This window comes from Paenibacillus sp. LRG-1, from assembly GCF_057220305.1.
The window spans coordinates 3,102,058-3,123,263 of the sequence record NZ_CM170126.1; the positions used below are offsets into that span (position 1 = coordinate 3,102,058).

14 protein-coding genes and 1 pseudogene are annotated in these 21,206 nt (G+C 44.6%); 4 read left to right on the plus strand and 11 right to left on the minus strand.

The annotated features are described in order from the left end of the window. The first annotated feature begins 156 nt into the window (after positions 1 to 156). Both ACUUJN_RS13515 and ACUUJN_RS13520 read left to right on the plus strand, forming a co-directional pair. Positions 157 to 2,322: an amidase gene (locus ACUUJN_RS13515; RefSeq protein WP_484668584.1), complete on the plus strand. Its 2,166-nt coding sequence runs from the start codon at positions 157 to 159 to the stop codon at positions 2,320 to 2,322. A gap of 684 nt (positions 2,323 to 3,006) precedes the next feature. Further along, positions 3,007 to 4,310: pseudogene (locus ACUUJN_RS13520) on the plus strand (NtaA/DmoA family FMN-dependent monooxygenase). A gap of 269 nt (positions 4,311 to 4,579) precedes the next feature. On the opposite strand, the gene ppsA reads toward ACUUJN_RS13520, so the two are convergent. The 3 genes from ppsA to ACUUJN_RS13535 form a co-directional block, all read right to left on the minus strand. Continuing rightward, on the minus strand, positions 4,580 to 7,192 hold the full coding sequence (ppsA, locus tag ACUUJN_RS13525; RefSeq protein WP_028541607.1) for a phosphoenolpyruvate synthase: 2,613 nt from the start codon (positions 7,190 to 7,192) through the stop codon (positions 4,580 to 4,582). A 619-nt stretch (positions 7,193 to 7,811) separates the two neighbouring features. Continuing rightward, complete coding sequence (locus tag ACUUJN_RS13530; protein WP_484668585.1) at positions 7,812 to 8,180, minus strand: hypothetical protein; 369 nt, start codon at positions 8,178 to 8,180, stop codon at positions 7,812 to 7,814. Positions 8,181 to 8,249: 69 nt separating this feature from the next. After that, positions 8,250 to 8,903 carry a GntR family transcriptional regulator gene (locus tag ACUUJN_RS13535; protein WP_028541608.1) on the minus strand — a complete coding sequence of 218 codons (654 nt, stop codon included), beginning with the start codon at positions 8,901 to 8,903 and terminating at the stop codon, positions 8,250 to 8,252. A gap of 160 nt (positions 8,904 to 9,063) precedes the next feature. Here ACUUJN_RS13535 and uxuA point away from each other — a divergent pair, with 160 nt between their 5' ends. Together uxuA and ACUUJN_RS13545 are read left to right on the plus strand one after the other, a co-directional pair. Next, on the plus strand, positions 9,064 to 10,140 hold the full coding sequence (gene uxuA / locus ACUUJN_RS13540; RefSeq protein ID WP_484668586.1) for a mannonate dehydratase: 1,077 nt from the start codon (positions 9,064 to 9,066) through the stop codon (positions 10,138 to 10,140). Then, positions 10,141 to 11,748 carry a mannitol dehydrogenase family protein gene (locus ACUUJN_RS13545; RefSeq protein WP_053325519.1) on the plus strand — a complete coding sequence of 536 codons (1,608 nt, stop codon included), beginning with the start codon at positions 10,141 to 10,143 and terminating at the stop codon, positions 11,746 to 11,748. A gap of 302 nt (positions 11,749 to 12,050) precedes the next feature. On the opposite strand, the gene ACUUJN_RS13550 is transcribed toward ACUUJN_RS13545, so the two are convergent. The 8 genes from ACUUJN_RS13550 to ACUUJN_RS13585 all read right to left on the minus strand — a co-directional run bounded on the left by ACUUJN_RS13550 (position 12,051) and on the right by ACUUJN_RS13585 (position 21,156). Next, positions 12,051 to 13,049, minus strand: a complete 999-nt coding sequence (locus ACUUJN_RS13550) for an NADP-dependent oxidoreductase (RefSeq protein WP_075154237.1) — start codon at positions 13,047 to 13,049, stop codon at positions 12,051 to 12,053. A 178-nt stretch (positions 13,050 to 13,227) separates the two neighbouring features. Beyond that, complete coding sequence (locus ACUUJN_RS13555) at positions 13,228 to 14,307, minus strand: alkene reductase (RefSeq protein ID WP_484668587.1); 1,080 nt, start codon at positions 14,305 to 14,307, stop codon at positions 13,228 to 13,230. 47 nt (positions 14,308 to 14,354) lie between these two features. Then, a complete protein-coding gene (locus ACUUJN_RS13560; RefSeq protein ID WP_023988820.1) occupies positions 14,355 to 15,107 on the minus strand; it encodes an SDR family NAD(P)-dependent oxidoreductase in 753 nt (250 codons plus the stop codon). A gap of 309 nt (positions 15,108 to 15,416) precedes the next feature. Further along, on the minus strand, positions 15,417 to 15,989 hold the full coding sequence (locus tag ACUUJN_RS13565; RefSeq protein WP_023988821.1) for a TetR/AcrR family transcriptional regulator: 573 nt from the start codon (positions 15,987 to 15,989) through the stop codon (positions 15,417 to 15,419). Between the two features lie 101 nt (positions 15,990 to 16,090). Further along, positions 16,091 to 17,128, minus strand: a complete 1,038-nt coding sequence (locus ACUUJN_RS13570; protein WP_484668588.1) for an aldo/keto reductase — start codon at positions 17,126 to 17,128, stop codon at positions 16,091 to 16,093. A 747-nt stretch (positions 17,129 to 17,875) separates the two neighbouring features. Continuing rightward, complete coding sequence (locus ACUUJN_RS13575) at positions 17,876 to 18,982, minus strand: Gfo/Idh/MocA family protein (RefSeq protein ID WP_341062352.1); 1,107 nt, start codon at positions 18,980 to 18,982, stop codon at positions 17,876 to 17,878. A gap of 237 nt (positions 18,983 to 19,219) precedes the next feature. Then, the gene (locus ACUUJN_RS13580) at positions 19,220 to 19,948 is read right to left on the minus strand and encodes a ThuA domain-containing protein (RefSeq protein WP_028541614.1); all 729 of its coding nucleotides are present in this window, start codon (positions 19,946 to 19,948) and stop codon (positions 19,220 to 19,222) included. Between the two features lie 35 nt (positions 19,949 to 19,983). Further along, on the minus strand, positions 19,984 to 21,156 hold the full coding sequence (locus ACUUJN_RS13585; protein WP_028541615.1) for a Gfo/Idh/MocA family protein: 1,173 nt from the start codon (positions 21,154 to 21,156) through the stop codon (positions 19,984 to 19,986). Between the last annotated feature and the right edge of the window lie 50 nt (positions 21,157 to 21,206).

The window sequence follows — 21,206 nt, forward strand, 5'->3', positions numbered from 1 at the left end:
GGGCACCATTTTACCTTAAATGGGTCCCTTTATATCCGTATTACAAAAATTGACATTTCGTATGAAAATAAGTAGTATAATTAGAAACATTTATTAATTTCTCGTTCCTCTCTATTCAAATTCCTGATCCTATCTAATTTAAGGAGTGAAAATGCTATGTGCGCACGAATGCTAAAAGCGAATGCAAGGAATGTAATCGGTAATTATTGCAAATGGATCGCGACTGGTATGATTTTAACTCTCACGGGATGCTCCCTTGCATCCGCCACCCCTTCGCCCTCTTCCTCAAGTAAAACCAGTAGTGAACCCGTCTCCTCCCTAGTTACATTTCAATTGCAAGAGGCTACGATTGCTCAGATGCAGGACGCGATGAAGTCAGGAGCACTGTCGAGTGTCGAACTCACCGCCCTGTACCTTAACCGCGTATATGCCTATGATTCTAGTGGCATTCGGCTGAATTCCATCCCTGTTCTGAACCCCGACGTACTAAAAGAAGCCGCTCAGGCTGATCAACTAAGGGCACATGGTATTAAGACCGGTCCTCTACAAGGCATCCCCTACACGGTTAAAGACAGCTACAAGGTTAAGGGACTCACTGTTGCTTCTGGATCTCCGGCTTTCAAAAATCTGATGGCAAAAGACGATGCCTTTACAGTAGAGAAGATACGCAAATCCGGTGGGGTGCTCATTGGTAAAACCAACATGCCACCAATGGCAGCAGGGGGAATGCAAAGAGGCGTTTATGGCCGTGCTGAAAGTCCGTACAATCCAAATTATTTGGCTGCAGCTTGGTACTCTGGCTCCTCTAACGGATCTGGCGTATCAACAGCCGCCAACCTTGCTGCCTTCGGTATGGGGGAAGAAACGGTATCCTCTGGAAGATCACCAGCATCTAACAATGGTTTAATTGCCTACACGCCATCGCGGGGCCTAATCTCCATTCGGGGGAATTGGCCGCTCTTCCCTATACGGGATGTCGTTGTCCCACATACGAGGACTGTCGAGGACATGCTCCGCTTGCTTGACGTGATCGTTGTAGAAGATAAGATCACCAAGGGGGATTTCTGGCGAGAACAGAAAGCCGTTCGACTCCCTTCTGTCAACAGTGTCCGTCCCAAATCCTATTTAGAGCTGCGAGACATTCAAGCTTTAAAAGGCAAGCGCATTGGCGTTCCGAAAATCTATATTGGTAAGGACCATGAAACCACAACTCCGATCAAATTCAGACCTTCGATACAGGCATTATGGGAAAAAGCTGTAAAAGATTTAACTGCTCTTGGAGCTGAGGTTGTGGAAGTTGACTTCCCCTTGCAGGCGAACAGCGAGAAAGACCGGGCAACAGCAAAAACACCTGAGGAACGTGGTTTGATGCCGGCAAAGTGGGTTGAAAAGGAATTCGGATTGCTTAATCCTTATGCTGCTGAGGAATTCCTTAAAAGTGTGGGCGATCCGAATTTTCCGTCATGGGCTAATATCGACCCTGCAACCGTCTTCCCAAATCCGCCCGGTTCGGTAGATGCCAAACGTGGCAGAGACCTTGGCCACTATGACGTATTTATTGAAACCATAAAGAAAGGCGTCACCCCTTACGAACAAATTCCCCAGTTTCATGAAGGGCTACGGGGGCTTGAAAATGTGCGAAAGATTGATTTTGAAAATTGGATGAAGCAAAACAACCTTGATTTTATTGCATTCCCGGCAAATTCGAATATCGGCAAAGCTGACTCCGATGTGAATGAAACATCCTATGAGGAGGCTTGGGAGAATGGCAACTATTTCTCCAATACGAATTTCATTCTACGCGAGTACGGTATCCCAAGTGTGTCTGTGAGTATGGGCGCTATGAAGGATACCGGAATGCCCGTTAATCTGACGATGGCAGGTGCCGCATACAGCGATAATGACCTGCTTCGTTACGCTTATTCCTATGAGCAGGCGACCAAAAACCGTCCTATTGCAGCACGCACGCCAGCGCTTGAGGATGAAACCTTTTCCTATAACCCGCAAACTGCTCTCCCACCCTCTAAACGCAAGGAAACAGGAACCCCTGAACTTAAGTTGAATGCTTCAATCACGGATGATGTTCTCACTTTGGAAGGTTCAGTCACAGATCAAAGCGATATCGCGCAGCTTAAAGTTTATGTCAATGGCATTCGTGTCGATATTACAGAAGATAAAGCCAATTGGTCAGCAACGCTTCCAACTACTAAATACAAACAGGGTGGTTCCTCCCAAGCCGATACGCTGCATATTCTCGTACTGGCCAAGGATATTTACGGAAATACCTCTGCTCAAGTCAAGTCAGTCACTTTACCCCAATGACGAAGGACATCATAGAACTCACTATAATTGTGGGTTCCATGACCGTAAGGTTCTCATTAGGGAAGCCATCGCTGCAGCTGGCCTGAGCGACGGGATATTTAAGCTTGCGGGCTGGAGGTTGGTCAGATGAAACTGCAACTTCCAGCTCTTTAAATTCTAATGCAACTTGACATGTTATAGCCTTGCTGTCTTGTTCATTGAACTATCGTTTCTCGATAGCTCAATCACTATTTGGATATTTGTTGAATAGAAACAATTGCTTAATCCTATCTAACCAAGGAAACGGATTAATTCATAGACTTTACTATCATCTAAAAGAAATAGAATTTAAGTTCAAGATCAAAAGTATTTAAATAATTTCGGTGTGTCTCCCTCTGCATCACGCATAGATTAAGATTAGATCATCATAAATAATCACACAGCAAGGCTGGATTAGATAATGCTACATATAGCGTTCGCGATTTGTATATTTGCATTTTGTGTAGTACTTGCTACAATCTATATTGATAATGAGAATCATTATTAACTAATTCGGAGGTCTGATTATGATCACCGAGCGCTTGTTGCCATGGAGAGACGTCGGTGTTGGATGTTAACTCGGTTGGCTTCGCCTACTTAAGCATGCACTGATCGGAATATTTCCTAGGCGCAACATTATTTTTCTATAGAGAAAGGTTGATAGAGTTGACTACAAATCGACAATTATGCATTGGATTATCCTTATCTGCGACTTGGATGAAAGGAGACGGTTGGCGGCACCAGGACAGCGGTGTGGAAAAGATGGGGTCAATTGACTATTACATTGATTTGGCAAAAATGGCGGAGAAGGCAAAGCTCGATTTTATTTTCAAGGCGGATTATCTTTATGTTAGTCCGCAGATGCTGGGCGATTCCGCTAACTTTGGCAGTCCCGATCCTACAATGATTTTTGCGGCGATTGCTCGTGAAACCAAGCGGAGTGGATTAGTGACAACGGTTTCCACCACTTTCAATCCACCGTATGTTGTCGCAAGGCAGCTTCAGTCGTTGCACTGGCTCAGTAACGGGCGCGCAGGCTGGAATATCGTAACTTCGATTGAAGGCGCAGAAAATTTCGGTGATTCGCCTATGCCTTCACCGCAAGAAAGATATGCGAAAGCAATGGAATTTACTGATGTCGTACGCAAACTATGGGAAAGTTTTCCTGATGAAGCGATTGTAATTGACCGCGAGTCAGGCATTTTTCTGATAAGAATAAGGTTTCTTCAATTAATCATTCAGGCGATTTTTTCAGTGTCCAGGGACCGCTTACTTTACCTGCCCATACATCGGGATCTATTCCTTTATTTCAAGCAGGCACGTCAGATACAGGACGAAATTTTGCCTCTTCAATAGCGGATGCTATTTTTGCGGCCATGCCAGACCTTGAATCCGGAGTGGAGTTGCGAAATGATCTGAGAAAAAGAGCCAAAGAACATGGACGCCATCCGAACGCCATCAAAGTTTTGCCTGGATTATATTTTTTCTTGGCTGAAACTCGCGAGGAAGCGCATGAATTACATAAGTCAGCACATGCGCATCTAAGTATGGAGCGCAGACATGCACTGCTCAAGTCAGTGCTTGGCCTTGATTTAAGCAGCTTTGCTTTGGAACATCGCGTAACTGCCGATATGCTTCCCGATCCGAATCACCCAGTCCGTAGCCGGACACATGCTGAGCTTTTGCGCCGGTATATTATAAACCATCAGCCTACAGTGGAAGATGTGTTGGCAAGACCCGAGGTCGTCGGATCTGCTCATTGGGTTTCCGTTGGAACAGTTGAGGACGTATTGAACGATATTATTGAGCGGTTTGAGGCTGGGGCTATTGACGGATTTATAGCTCTTCCAGGCGGTTCAGAAGAATCTATGAAAATATTTTTTGGAAAACTAATGCCGCAGTTGGTTGAAAGAGGCTTGTTCAGAAGCGAATATGCAGGTTCGACTCTGAGGGCACATTTGGGTATTTAACACCCGATACTGTCGAGAACAAGACATTAAAAGCCGCTATTTTAGCGGATTTTTTGTTCTAACGGTACAAGTTCTTGTCTCAAGTCGAGGAAAAGTACTTGTACCTATTCCCGTAAAGGACAAGAGATTTAGATTATCGGGTCAGCTATGTATAAATCATTTTGTGTCATGGATAAAAGGACGAACAGGATAACCGCCCTTTTATCCATGACAGGTTGCATTTAATGCCGTCCATTATGACAGAGGCTATTACTTAGCGTATTCAGCCATTACAATATTTCGATATACCCTTCTGTTCCATGCACACGAATTCGTTGCCCATCTTTTATCAGTTTGGTAGCATTCTCCACTCCGACAACTGCGGGTAAGCCATATTCACGTGCGATAACGGCACCATGAGTCATCAGTCCACCAACTTCGGTGACTAGGCCTTTTATGGATACAAACAATGGTGTCCAGCTGGGGTCAGTACAGGCGGTGACTAATATATCTCCATCTTCCAGATCAGCATCTTCCATGTTTAAGATGACACGTGCTCGTCCCTCTATAACTCCGGTAGAAACAGGCAGCCCTACAATCGCTTCGGCTGGGAGATTTTCTCGTTTGTACTCACCCGCAATGATTTCACCATCAGACGTGATTACACGCGGGGGAGTTAGTTTTTCATATAATTTGTAATCGTCTTTTCGTTTACTGATGATCTGATAATCCAGTTTATTTGTGCGTACGACTTCGTGAAGTTCTTCAAAAGTGAGATCGTATATATCTTCTTTTTCGTGAATAATGCCAGCTTGTACGAGTTGTTCGGCTTCTTTTAGTAAAGCCTGCTTATAAACGAAGTAGCGATTAACCATGCCGTATTTGGGATATTCACGATAACCGATGAAATTCCTGATCAGATCGATCATCCGTTTTGTTTCTTTGGCTTTTTGTTCACCATCCGGTAATTGCTTCAATCGATCTAATAACTCTTGTTCTTTTTTCAAAGCCTCTTGTCGCCCCTGCTCAAATTTCCAATTGCCAGCATTAGGCTCAAAGTTTTTGATATTACTGAGAATCATGGGGACAAGTATAATTGGTTTTTCACTCCAACGAGTTCTCGAAATATCGATTTCACCGGCACATCGCATTCCGTATTTGTTGAGATAAGCATAGATAGCGTCTTGAGTTTCCTGTCCACCATTCAACTTAACCATTTCATCCAAAAAATTATCATTTTTTACATGTTGTAAATAATCAATTACCTCCGGATAAGGACGAATCGCATCTGCGACATCCAACAGCGCCAGACCCATTTCCGAAGTAATGTTGTTTGGTACAGATTGAGAAAGCGTATCTGCTGCGTTTTTTTCACCTAACCACTCGTACATTTTTTCATTGATCCATGACGAAGCATCCATAGCAGTCATAAAAACCTTTGAACTTTGTGGGTCAAATAAGATCTTCTTTAATTCTTGGAGATCTTCCAGAATAAAATCAAATAAATCTGCTCCTGATTTCGTTTGGATGTTTTGTTTTAATTCTTCTATCGATGTTTGACTGTTCTTAATCAAATCAGAAACGATTGCCGGATCGTTTTCGATTTGTGCTTGAAAACCTGCAGACGACCTACCTTTACTGCTATTACCGGGACTCTGTTCTGTTCTATCATCTGGTAACGATTTTATAAAATCTCGCTCTATTAGGGTCATAAATGCGTCTTTTATGAGCGGATCAGATTGTCCCAGGGTATTTAAGAAAGTTTCTCTACTGACAGGTGAAGCCAGCATATGTGTAACATCAACAAACAACCTTCCACCGGCTATACGCATGGGTGCAGGAGTTATTAACAGGTAAAAAGACAATCCCAATGGTTTTATCGGGTCAGTCATCATTTGTTGATGACCGACAGATACATAAACGTGATTTTCCTGATCATTTGCTTCAGGGATCGGGTATAAAGTCGTGATTGGACGACTCTGGACAATATAAAAAGTATCATGGGCCAAACACCATTCGATATCTTGTGGATAGCCAAAATAAGCTTCGATCTGTCTTCCCATGCGTGCCAGTTGTAAAATTTGTTGTTCAGTAAGGGTTTGAGTCTTTTGCTGATCGGGGTCGATCTGCCGGGTCTCTGTTCCGCCTTCTCTTCGTCCATAGACAGCCAATTCTTTGGTTGCTATCCTCTTATCGACGATTTCCCCTTCCTGTACTTTATAACAATCGGCAGAGACCAAGCCAGAGACCAGTGCTTCTCCAAGTCCAAAACTAGCTTCGATCGATAGCAGCTTCCGGTTGGATGTAATCGGATCAGCGGTAAATAAAATTCCTGAAGCCTGAGGGAAAACCATCCTTTGAACGATAACGGATAAATAAACTTGACTGTGGTCAAATCCATTTTGCATACGGTAGATAACCGCGCGATCCGTAAATAGGGAAGCCCAACATTTGCTGATATGCTGCAAGATTGCTTCTTTGCCAATGATATTTAAATAGGTGTCTTGTTGACCAGCAAAAGAGGCATGTGGTAAATCTTCAGCAGTCGCACTAGAACGCACTGCGTAAGCATGTTCCTCTCCAAACCGGGAGAGATAGTGAGTAACTGCTTCCACAACATCGGAAGGAACTTCTACTTCCATAATCATTTGTCGAATCTGCCTGCTGATTTCACCAATTTGAGCTCGTTCTTCTGCTTTTAGCCTTGTTAGTCGGTCCAACAATGCATAATACGTTTCTTTTTGTTCGATGGCTTTTTGATACCCCACTGTTGTAACACAAAAACCTTCTGGTACAGGTATTCCTTCAATTTTTGATAATTCCCCTAAATTTAACCCTTTTCCGCCAACCAGCAAAAACTGCGTTTTTTCCATTTCCTGAAAACCGAGAACCAAAGAACTCATTCAATATCTCTCCTAACTATTAAATTGAGAAAAAAACATTTGACAAGAGTTTAGCGGCATGGTAAAGTTAAATTGTAAGATGTAATAATTATGTCCCTAAAAAATTACGAAGTCGTAATCTGATTATATCATCGTGTCTGTTTTATATGCAATATAAAAGAACCTGATAAAACTATCCAGGTTCTTTTTTGATTTTCCGCTATCATTAGTCACATCAAAAACCATGGCTCGAGCCGAACTCAGTTACTGCATAGTTCCCTATCGCTCCTATGTAGCCTAAGGAAACCCTGAAGTTGCGTCGGGTTCTTATTGAGCTAACCTGCCCGTTAGTTCAGCGAACGAAGCGCGTATAGTGAACCTCTTATATTTTTTTTCGGGCATGTTCATCTTTGCACTTGGGAAAATGGGAAAGCATGAAAGTTTCTATAATTCACTTCATCTCAAATGTGATTCTATAGGCTCTTCTTTATGATAACTAAAAAGAAGATAATTTATTTCATTCTCTATTCCTGGCTTACACTTACTGTGAAACACTGTGATATGTATTAATATATACAGGATATGTTTGTTCCAATTGCCAAATTTACTTTCACTTACGTTTGTTATAAGCCCGCGTCAACTAGCTCTGCAAAAGTCGGTACAGCAGCGCCTCTCTCTTATTCTCAAACGTTCGCTGTATCTCCAGAAATTCAGGTACCTCCGACAGCCGGGAGGGTCTGTACCCGGGGCCGCCGCAGGAGTGGTAAGCGTATCCTTGTTGATATAGTAGCTCCACCTTTTTCCACTGCTTAATATCCGTTTGCTTCGGGGCCTGAAACATGTATACAAGGCTGCAAACTCCTGTGAGGATTCCTCCAGTTTGACCACCGCCTGACGGTAAATAACAATGCTCACGAGCAAAAATGGAATGACACAGGCCGGCACGTTTCCGCCCATAAATTTGCTGCAGTCTCGCGTTTATTACTCGCTCTATCACCGACATATTCAACTTGTAGAACAGCCTCCATGAATTACCCACTACTTTAAAATTCATACATGTTAATTTGAGCTAGCTGTCTTATTTCTTGATATAATCAGCGAACTTCCGGAGAAAATCGAGCGAATGGATATCCTCTCTGAGATGATGATGAACCAGATCATCCATTTTGGTTGTTTCCTTATTCAGCATGTATTCAAGCATAGCTTGGTGCTCATGCCAGATGCCCATCAGCTTCCCTGTTTCCAGCATATGCAGCTTGCGATATCTGATATAGTGAACATTCGACTGCTGAATGAGCTGCCAAAGAAACCCCCGTCCCACCAATTGGAACATGGTTTGGTGAAACTGATCATCCAGACTGAGAAATTGATCCGTAGCATGATCTTCTTCAATCACAGCTCTCTGTCTGTCTAGAATATCACTCAACTTCTGTACATCGCTTAATGTAATTTGCGAAGAAAGCTCCTTCATAATCTCCTTTTCCAATGCGCTTCTTAAGTAAATAATTTGTTCAACGGACTCTAGATCAATATAGGACACAATGTTCCCCTTCTTGGGATAAATATCAATGTAGGACTCAAGCGCAAGCCACTTCAATACATCGCGTAGCGGAGTTCTGGACAGCTGGAAGCGTTCTGACAAGGTCGTCTCACTGAGAAGAGTACCCGGCTTTAAGGTCAGTGACAAAATATCTTTTTTCAACAGTTGCATGATTTCTTCTTTTGTAAACATATCATTCCTACCTTTACTTTATAAATCTAGTTATATTATAAAGCATTTTGAGCTGACGAACCCCTCTGAAATTATCATTGACAAGAACAAACCCTATAATTTATGATCAACTCAATCTTGTATACAAGACAAACGAAATACAATCAGGGAGGGTATCGTTATGAATATGACCTGGAGATGGTATGGTGAAAACAACGACAATATTACACTGGATCATATCCGGCAAATTCCGGGAGTTATGGGCATTGTCTGGTCTTTACATGATAAGGTAGCCGGTGAAGTATGGGAAATGGAGCGAATTCAGGAGGTAGCTGATCAGATTACGAGCAAGGGCTTTAGTACGGCGGTCGTAGAAAGTGTAAATGTCCACGATGATATCAAAATCGGCCTGCCATCCCGCGATCAATATATTGACATTTATATCGACACCATTCGAAAATTAGCCAAAGTGGGAGTCAAGGTGATTTGCTATAACTTTATGCCTGTCTTTGACTGGACAAGAACGGAACTGTATAAGGAACTGCCTGACGGGTCCAACGCCCTCTTTTATGAAAAGGCTGCCATTACCGATGATCCACGCCAAATGGTGGATCGGATTCTCGAGGGAGCCGGAAAGTTCACCATGCCTGGCTGGGAACCGGAGCGGTTGGCGAGACTGGATGAACTTTTTGCTGCTTACGCGGATGTCACAGAAGACAAGTTGTTTGACAACCTGAAGTATTTTCTTGAGCGCATCATCCCGGTCTGCGAGGAGGTTGACATCAAGATGGCCATTCATCCTGATGATCCGGCATGGCCCATCTTCGGATTGCCGAGAATTGTCCGTAGTCGTGAGACCATCCAGCGCATCCTAGATGCAGTGAACAGCCCATATAATGGTCTAACCTTCTGCACAGGCTCACTGGGGAGCAATCCTGAGAATGATTTGCCAGCCATGATTCGGGAGTTTCATGATCGTATTCATTTTGCTCATATTCGTAATGTCAAGGTGTTTGAGAATGGTGACTTTATTGAAGTGTCACACCGCGGCAAGGACGGAAGCGTCGATGTTCCGGAAGTAGTTAGAGCTTATCACGAGAACGGCTATCAGGGATATGTACGCCCGGATCACGGCAGACATCTATGGGGGGAAGAAAAGAATTGTCGTCCAGGCTACGGTTTGTATGACCGTGCACTGGGAGTTATGTACTTGCTGGGTGTCTGGGATAGTCTCGCTCAAGGCAAAGGAGTGAAATAAATGCTCCAACTTGACCGGAAAGGCCTTTCAGACAAGGCGGCCTGGAAAGAAGCAGACATCGAGCTGCCAAAATATGATCTGGAGCTTGTAGCCAATAACACCCGAGTTAGACCACAATGGGTGCATTTCGGCGCAGGCAATATTTTTCGAGGGTTGATAGCCAACGCGCAGCAACAACTGCTGAATAAATTGAAAGCGGATACAGGTATTGTTGCAACCGAAGCCTTTGATTTTGAAATGATCGACAAAGTCTATAAGCCTTACGACAATCTAACCTTACTGGTGTTGATGAGTGCAGACGGAAGATTTCACAAGAGCGTGGTCGCAAGCATCGTTGAGGGACTCGCAGCAGAGCAAAATCGTCCAGACGATTACCTCCGTCTGATTGAAATATTTGAGAATCCGTCCCTGCAGATGGCCAGCTTTACTGTCACGGAAAAAGGATACGCCCTGACCGGGCCCGACGGCAAGTATCTGGCTGTTGTGGAGAGGGATTTGACGAATGGTCCTGAACAGCCAGTGCATGTGATGAGCATAGCTACTTCGCTTGCCTATCGGCGTTACCTGAAGGGGCGGCATCCAATGACCTTTGTAAGCATGGATAATTGCTCCCATAACGGCGATCTGTTAAAGGATAGTATGATTGCTATCGCCAAGGAGTGGACTCGCAGAGGCCTGGTAGAGGAAGGATTTGCAGACTATCTGCAGAATGAGGAGAAAATAACCTTCCCCCTGACCATGATTGACAAAATCACCCCCCGCCCTTCCTTGCAAGTACAGTCTGCTCTTCGGGAGCTGGGGTTAGCCGACATGGAGATGATCGTTACCTCAAGGCATACGTATACGGCTCCCTTTGTCAATGCTGAGATTAGCGAGTATTTGGTCATTGAAGACAAGTTTACGAACGGGAGACCCGCACTGGAGGAAGCTGGCATCATCTTCACGAATCGGGATACGGTGGACAAAGTGGAAAAGATGAAAGTCACTACCTGTCTCAATCCGCTGCATACAGCGCTGGCCCTAGCTGGGTGTCTGCTTGGGTATGAGCTTATTGCAGATGAAATGAGGGATCACACATTGCGTCGTCTGGTGGAAACCATTGGCTACAAGGAAGGTTTGCCTGTTGTAGTTGATCCCGGTATTATCCAACCGCAACCATTTATTGACGAGGTATTGCAGGAACGCTTCGCCAATCCCTATATTCCGGATACGCCTCAGCGGATTGCCACAGATACCTCTCAAAAGATGAGCATCCGTTTTGGTGAAACCATAAAGTCTTATGCTAGCACAGCAGGACTTGATCCTGCGAACTTGACTGCTATTCCCTTGACCATTGCGATCTGGTGTCGCTATTTGCTGGGAGTGGATGATCAAGGAGCACCCTTCACACTCAGCCCGGACCCATTACTGGATTCATTGCAGGGATATTTGCAGAACACGAAGCTGGGCGATCAGACCTCCGAGATTCGCTGCCTCCTCGAGGATGACAAACTGTTCGGTGTCCGATTATATGAGATTGGTCTGGGCGACAAGATTGAAGCCATGTTTCATGAGATGCTGGCAGGTCCTGGTGCAGTCCGAAGCACGATAGAGAAGTATGTGAACTAGAACTTACATTAATGCAATCCCCCTGCCAGAAACTTTGGTCAGGGGGATTGCGTTAATGAGAACCAATTCTTTAAATAATCAACATCCACATGACTAAGTATCTGTTCTTCTCCCCTTTTTTGGATTCACAAAGTAATATTAAATCCCGTGTCGCTTCACCTGTTGTTACGTTTCCAGCAATAATCGTTTATTTAGGTCATCTCGGAACGGCGTTTGTAATATTAGATGTGCTTACTTCGGCCTACAGTATAATTTGTTTATTCTCAGAACACGCAAGCAACATCACATAAGTTGCTTATTATTTAGAAGGTCACAATTACTTTGCCTTGGGAGTGGCCCGTCGACACTTTAATCAGCGCCTTGTTAATGTCACCAAACGTATAAGTTGAATCTATAGAGGGCTTTATATTTTCTTTTTCAACAAGTTTAGTGATTTCTTGTAATTGACTTCCATTGGCTTGCACAAATAAAAAGCGATATTCATTTTGATTCTTACGTGCTAAAGAATCTAAGCGAGCACCCACTAGACCAAACAATGCTTTTTTCCACAACGGAAAATGATTGTCAACCGCAAAGCGATAATTAGGTCCGGCTTTCAATGATACCAATTTCCCTTGTGGTTTTAAAATGCCCAGTTCAGCTTTGATCTCTTTGGCACCCAAGGTGTCGATCACATAATCGATATCGGACAGTATGTTAGCATAATTCTCTGCCTTATAATTTATGAATTGATCAGCCCCGATCGACAGTGTACGTGATCTGCCTCTTTCACTTCCACTTGTAATAACATGTAATCCCATTGATTTGGCAATGGGAATTGCCATAGCGCCAAATCCTCCGGTTCCTCCAGGAATGAATAGCTTTCTATTCGGCTGGGCATGGAGTACATCGTGCAATGCTTGATAAGCAGTCAAGGCAGTAAGGGGTACCGCAGCAGCTTCAATAAAAGATAGATTTTCAGGTATGATGGATAAAGCCTCTTCATTTACGGCCGCATACTCAGCAAAAGCACCGATTTTATTAAGCGGCAACCTCGTATAAACAGGGTCACCAACCTTAAAATTCAAAACATCATCACCAACGGCTTCAATAATGCCCGATAGTTCATTCCCTAAAGTTAATGGCAACTTATAGTCAGCAATCATCCGAACACTGCCATTCAGATTAAGAATGTCCAGTGGATTTACACCTGCAGCTTTTACTTTGACAAGAACCTCATGGCTATTGATCTGTGGTATGTTAACATCATTTAATTCCACTTGGATTTTTTTTGAATATTTCTGTATTTGTGCTGCTCTCATGATTCATCCTCTTCCTTTGCTAATTTTGGGGTAGCACACCATGAATGCAATCACTAGTTACGAGTGTAGGTGGATCAAAATAAATATTCAGTTCTTGGCTAATAAAATCAAGGTAGAGTAGATAAATCATGGCGTACAACTTTCAGTCGCACGCCATGATTTACCATATTCACTATTGTTACCCCTCTTGGGATTCTAATTCTTCCATCGTAGGATAATCCGTGTAACCTTTGCTTCCCAGACCAAAGAATGTTGTCGGATCTGCTTCGTTCAACGGCGCACCTTTTTGAAGTCGTTCCACTAAATCCGGATTGGCTAATGACCACACACCAACAGGCACCAGATCAGCAAGGCCACGATCTAAATCCACGCTAAGATCCTCCAGAGCTCGTCCAGCACGATTGACTAACAAAGGATTCGTCCAGATTGAACGAATGTCTTGGAGCAGTTTTTCATTTCCAAGATGCATGACATGAAGGTAAGCTAAATCCAATTTAGCTAATTCTTTTACAAGATAACGATAAAGTTCAGGACCTTGTTCACCATCTTGAATCCCACCAAGAGGTGTCCCTGGCGAGATACGGAAGCCTGTTCTTTCTGCTCCAATTTCTTCGACTATGGCTTTCGTTACTTCAATCGCGAAGCGAGCACGATTTTCTATAGATCCCCCATATTCATCCGTCCGTGTATTCGAATTTTCTCCAATAAATTGATTAATCAGATAGCCATTTGCTCCATGAATTTCAACGCCATCCGCACCTGCTTTAATAGCCGCTGCTGCTGCTTTCCGGAAATCAGCAATGGTCGTTTGAATGTCCTCTTCACTTAACTCACGAGGAACGGGGATATCCTGCATACCTTTAGCAGTAAACATTTCTACACCGGGCGCGATTGCAGATGGCGCAACAGGTTGGCGATGATGTGGTGTATTATCAGGGTGCGACATGCGACCAGCATGCATTAATTGGATATACATATATCCACCTGCTTTATGCACTGCATCTGTAACCTTTTTCCATCCTTCGATATGTTTATCCGTATAGATCCCAGGTGACCATAAGTAACCTTGCCCATCATCAGAAGGCTGTACACCCTCAGTAATAATGAGTCCCATTGACGCTCGTTGAGCATAATAAAGGGAAGTTAGCTCTCCCGGTGTACCATCTTCTTGCGATCTACTACGTGTCATTGGTGCCATTGCTAAACGATGAGGTAATTCCATTGTTCCAATGTTTGTTTTACTCCACAATTTTTTCATTCGGATACTCTCCTCTTTTAATGTATTCAAGGATATATGAATTGAATTTAAAATTCTGAAATGATTGGATAGATTTGGCCTCTCAGGTTGAAATCATAGTTCTGGTCTACAATCCCTACCACCTCGTTGCTATCATAAAGATCCAACATGAAGTCCGCCATTTGTTTGGCAGTGTGGTACTTAGGCATGTTTGCTTTGTAATCAAATTCTTCAGTATCTAATGATTTCTTAACGAATTCCGTTTCTGTTATAGCTGGTGCTAAAACCTTAGCTTTTAGTTTTGCACCTTTCATTTCTAGTTCTTTTGCAAGCCCTTCTGTGAAGGCACTAACGTAATATTTAGATGCAGAATAAGCAACACTCCCAACAGCAATGGCATATCCGAGTGCGGATGAGACGTTAATTAACTGAGTTCCTTCTACATCAGCATAATCTCGCACATATAGTGTAGAAAGGATCGTCAAGGATTCGATGTTAACACGTAACATAGTTTCAACTTTATCTAAATTCTGTTCTGCTACAAAAGAAGCTTCACCGAGCCCCGCATTGTTAATCCAGGTCTCAATTTGGTATTCCTTTAAATTGTTATATAGTGTGTAGGCCTGATCTGTAACAGACAGATCACTTGTATGAACAATAACATTTACAGTAGGATCAATATCCTGAATTGCTGATTTAAGTTCTTCTAATTTATCCAATCTTCTAGCTACCAAGATTAAGTTTTTGCCACGTGCAGCAAAGCCCAATGCCGTTTCATATCCAATCCCTGAGCTTGCTCCTGTGATAACTGTATACTTCATAATATTCTCTCCTTCATAACATGCAGATTAGTATAAATGAGTTTTAAAGACGATTTTAGAACGATCATTCTTATTGGAATAAAAACAGTTAGATCTAACTTGCTATTAGCATATCAATTTTAGAACGAACAGTAAAGAATTTTTTTGTGGCTAAGAATTTTAATTTTGGAGCGGTATTCTTTGACTTGTGTGAGGCATGAGATACAAGTTCTTTCTTTCGTTAGAGGGACAAGAAAAAACTTGTATCAAGGAAACAAACAGTCCTCCATTTAGGTGACTCCTTTTGCCTGTCATGCTGTAATTCCACTTTTAATCCAAAGCGGTCAGTGTCATATCAATAATATTCTTTAATTTTTGCTGATCCGTTGTTGTCTTAACCAACGTACGTAGCCCCAACCACGCATTCATTAAATAATGAGAAATAACTACAGGATCCAAGTCATTCTTGAACTCACCCGATTGTTGACCCTTCAGAACAAGGTTAGTCAAGAGTTCCTCAGTTCGCGAATAACTCTCATCAACTAAGGATGCAACTTCTGGATCCAACACGCCGAGTTCCACGCCTGAATTCACGAGAAAACACCCTAGAGGTTCTCCTTCATTTCTTACTGTCGCCTCAAACAACTCCCGAATTAATTCTTTGATCGGTTTTTGTTTTTCAATCAGAAACCTCATTTTGCTGGTCTGCTTCGTTTCATATCGTTCGAGAGCTTTCATAAATAAGGCATGCTTATCCCCAAAGGTATCATAGATACTTCTTCGGTGAATGCCCATAAACTCAACCAAATCTTGCATTGAAGTTTTCTCATATCCTTGTGCCCAAAATAGGTGTATTGCTTTATCTAATACTTCATTAACTTCAAATTCTTTTGATCTTGCCATCGTCATCACCTCGAATAATCATTATACAATTTAGTGAAGGATCGGCAAACTAGATTTAAAATAAGTGAATACATTACAGGTATGAGGTCTGTCTTACATATTTAACCCAGGATTCTTCGTTTGTCTGCTTGTAACCAATCAGGCGTCCAGCCTTTTTCCAGGGCATCCAGGGTTACTCCTGGCGGAACGATAGCATCTATCGCATCCAGGATATCAGTGCTTAATCGGATGTCGCTGCCTTTTAACGTTTCACGAAGTTGCTCAATTGTTCTTGCCCCCACTATAGCAGAAGTAATTGACGAATGAGCTTGTGTAAATGCCATGGCAAGATGAGGCAAAGTTAATCCTGCTTCACCTGCAAGGGTTTGGAGCTTAGCAACGGCTTCGAACTTGATGCGATTTTCTTCTCGATTCGGATCTACAACAGTTGAAAGTTTCCCTAGAGAACTTGCTGCTCTTGAATCTGGGGCAACAGCTTCTCCCGAGCGGTATTTTCCCGTTAGTAGACCACCCGAAAGTGGGCTCCAAACCATTACACCCATTCCGTATTTTGCGGTTGCAGCAAGCAAATCGAATTCGATACTTCGATTCAATATGGAATACGGGGCTTGCTCGGATACAAAGCGTGCGGTATTTTTGCGTTCGCTAGTCCATTGTGCTTCGGTCACTTGCCATGCCTGAAAATTGGATGTACCAATATAGCGAATCTTCCCTTCACGAACCAGGTCCGTAAGTGCGTCAAGACTCTCTTCAATGTCAGTATGGAGATCCGGCTGATGTAGTTGATACAAATCGATATAGTCCGTTTGCAACCTTCTCAAGCTATCCTCTACTGCACGCTTAATCCAATATTTCGAGTTACCGGATTGATTAAGCCCACTGCCCATGGGCATTCCGCCTTTCGTGGCCAGAATAACATCCTGTCTGCGTCCTTTTAGGATGTGACCCAGAATTTCTTCGGATTGACCACTTGAATAGACATCCGCTGTATCGATCAGATTAATGCCTCCAGCCAAAGCCTCATCCAACATGACTGCAGCTTCTTTCTCCGTATTGTTCCCCCAAAAACCAAAAGTACCTGTACCTAATACAAAACTGCTTATTTTAAGGCCTGTATTTCCTAATACACGATATTCCATGTTCAATCCATCCCTTCTCAATCTGCTATAATTAGAATGATCATTCTAATATTCGTAGAAGAACTCCACGGCAAGATCTCACACCACTCCTCATAACTCTTGGCTTCTTATCCGTGTATTCCTCCCACGCCAACAATATAACATATTTAGAACGATCGGTAAAGAATGATTTTATGACCGAAATTAAGATCAGGTCTTTTGGGAGCATAAACCGACCACGCCAGAGATGATCGATGAAGAATGCAAATTGAATGGCTGTCTGTATGACGGCGATCCGGAAAATGTAGCGGAGAAAATGTTCTTCGTTCGATCTAACTGTTCGGCACTAAGGCAGTCCCAATTGTGCGTAAAGAAAATCCGTTTCAGTTCATCATATTTTCGATTAATGACTCCTCGTCAGTTTAAAGCTAGGTTACCAAGTGAACCCTCTCATTACCGATTGAATGCACACGTGAGCTTTTCTTATCCGACGTACCTATGACGGTTACTTTGCTTTGTCTTTCCTCTTTTAGTCTTTGCTCTATAATCCTTTATGAAAGGACTTCCACAACTTCTCGCTCTGTCAAATTTCCCGAAAATTGAACTGAGAAGACTCCAAAGCCGCGGTCAAAACGGAGCTGGAGTCTTCTTTTCAATAGAAATGAACATTCAAAGCGGAATGTAAAAAAACAAAAACTGACTTTTGGGACATGCCCTCCAGTCTTGTAATTTTTGAATGCTGCTGACTAGCACTAGGCCGACCTTTGTTTACGTATCTAACGTGTACGAAGGCAGGTTTTCCGGTAAAGCCGCCGGACGCAGACATGTGCTTTGCATTGGATAGAAGGTCTGCTGATCGGAGGAATCGTGGAACGCCCACATCGCCTCTAGCACATGATAGGCCAATTCACCACTGGCGCGGTGAGGCCGTCCGCTGCGGATAGCGTAGGCCATATCGGCAACACCGATGCCCCTTGTGTTCTCCTGGTAGCCCGACAACAGCGGAACGTCTGTCCATTCTTGCCCGCCTAGCACCCTATAGCGAACTGGCCCTCCGAACGTGTTCGGGTCAGGCACCTGTAACGTGCCATGAGTGCCGTATACCTCGATCGGTGGCAGAGTGCTTCCACCAAAGATGTCAAAGCTGGTAATTAGCGTGCCGACAGCCCCCTGCTTGAAGCGCAGCAATCCGGCCACATGGGTCGGTATATCGACCGGGATGGTCTGGCCTCTCTTTTTCTCGCTCGTAATCATTCGTTGATCCATCGCCTTGCTTGTCATGCCCGAAATGGTAGCAATCGGACCCAGCAATTGCACCAGAGCCGTCAAATAATAGGGGCCCATATCAAACATTGGACCGCCGCCGACTGCATAATAAAATTCAGGATCAGGATGCCAATGTTCATGTCCACGGCTCATCATGAAAGCCGTAGCGGCTACCGGACTCCCAATGGCTCCGTCTTCAATCAGCTTCAATGATGTCTGTATACCGGAACCGAAGAAGGTCTCCGGTGCGCAGCCGACAAGCAGTCCCTTTTGATGAGCAAGATCCAAGACAGCCTGCCCTTGCTCACGGGTGACGGCAAGTGGCTTCTCCACATAAACATGCTTGCCTGCCTCAAGAGCTCTGAGACAAACGTCAGCGTGAACGCCCGGAATGGTCAAATTAATAATGAGTTCGATCTCCGGATCAGCCAAAATCTCATCTACCGAATATACATTCGGAACGTTAAACGCTACTGCCTGCTCCTCTGCCCGACCTTGGTCCAGATCCGCTACTGCGTACAGCTCCAGAATGTCGAAACGATGGCAATTTTCCATGTAAATTCCGCTAATTTTACCACACCCGATAATGCCTACTTTCATTTTGTTCATGCCTGGACTCCCTTCTTCTTCAGAAAAAATGGATAATGGCATTCTTTTATTTCATCGGATACTATTAGAGACTGGCAATACGAATTCAATCAGGACTTCATTGCATAAGGGCACACGCCTAACGGTATTACTGTCCGTGTTGTCTGTTCTCCTTCTGTGCTCTGTCCCTTTCTGACCATGGTGAGTTCAGGTGGTCAAACTCTTTGCCAGAGGTACTACCAATTCATCCGGTCCACGCTAACGCTGCTGGTTGTCTGTCATGCCTGTATAAGCCTCTGCCAGCGAGCTGCCCTGGGTGGCCACCGCCTGTTTGCCTGCGGCTGCCCATAGAAACCCGCTGCGCATCATCTCGGTCACTTGAGGCATATCTATGATTTCTGCGTGATGGCCCAGCGAATTGTAGAAGACGCGTCCGTTCCCCCAGCGCTTCGTCCATACAACAGGCATATCCACTGGCCCATTGGCTGAATGGGGACCTGGTACGACCGGGAAGCGTGTGGTTGCCAGCACTTCAACTGCCGGGTCTACGTGGAGGTAATACTGCTCGCTTTTGACCTGAAAATCCTCAATGTGCTCTAGAAGTGGGCTGGAGCCGCGCTTCATGTTCACCATGTACTCCACCCCGTCATTGCCGGGATGCGCAACCCATTGCCCGCCTGTCATGAACTGCCAATCCACGTTGTTCCGGAAGGCATCACACATGCCGCCATGGCAGCCTGTGAGACCTACGCCGCTTTGAACGGCTGCTGAGACATTATTGACTAGTTCCTGCTCAATCTGTCCCATGGTCCACATTGGAACGATTAAGTCCAGGTCAAGCAGTTTCTCTGCATCCTGGTAGGCTTCAAGGGTATTAGACACCTCCACCTCGAACTGCTCTTCCTTCAAAATGCGTTCAAAAATGGCAGCCACCTGCTCCGGCTCATGTCCGTTCCATCCACCCCATACAATCAGTGCCTTGCGCATCTGTAACCACTCACCTTTCGGAATGTATTGTTATACTACATTTCTTCAATGGATACCCAGCGGCGTTCCTCTATGGAGCGTTCTACCGCTTCAAGCACAGCCTGACAAGCGACACCGTCGTGGAAGTTCGGCGAAGGTTGTCGTCCTTCGGAGATGGCCCTCAACATCTCAAGCATCTCGTGGGTGAAGGTATGCTCGAATCCAATTGTATGTCCTGCAGGCCACCAGGCTTCAGAGTACTTATGTGCCGGATCGGTGGCGAGTACGCGGCGAAAGCCCTGAACGTCCTCCTTATCCTGTGTGAAATACACTTCCAGTTCGTTCATTCGTTCAAAGTCAAACCGCACGCTGCCTAGGCTACCGTTGATCTCGAATGAATTTGTGCTCCGATGTCCGGCAGCAAAACGTGTGGCCTCGAAGCTGCCCAGCGCACCTCCGGCGAAGCGTGCCAGGAACAGCGTGGCATCATCGACTGTCACTTCTCCCATCGGAGCATTTGCTTCAGCGCTCCTTTTGGAGCTCAACCCGCTCATCTCCAAAGCCAACGGGCGCTGTTTGATGAATGTCTCGCTCATGCCGATCACTTCATGGAACTCGCCGACCAAGAAGCGAGCGAGATCAATCAGATGGGCGCCAAGATCACCATGAGAGCCAGAACCGGCCACTTCTTTTTGCAGCCGCCATACCAGCGGGAAGGACGGGTCCATGATCCAGTCTTGAAGGAAGAAAGCACGGAAATGATAAATTTTGCCTAGGCGACCGCTCTCGACTAGCTGCTTTGCCAGCTGGACAGCCGGAGAAAAGCGGTAGTTGAAGCCTACCATATGTCTGACCCCTGCTTCCTCTGCTACCTGCAGCATGTCACGGGAATCCGCCAGCGAGAGCGCAAGCGGCTTCTCACAGAACAGATGCTTGCCCTGGAGGGCAGCCTCAACGACAATTTCCTTATGGGCATTACTCGGGGCGTTAATATCAATGAGATCAATATCGTTACGTTTCACTAGGTCACGCCAATCCGTAACACTTTCGGTCCAGCCGAACTGGCGGGCAGCCGCCTGAACCCCCTGCGCGTTGCGTCCACAGATAACGGACATCTCTGGCTGCAGCGGGGCATCTGGGAAGAACATGGGTAGACTACGGTAAGCGTTGCTGTGAGCCTTGCCCATAAATTTGTAGCCAACCATTCCGATACGAAGACGATTAGACATGTCGTGATCCTCCTTATGGGTCTGAGTTTCAACGAGTTTTTGACGATTGG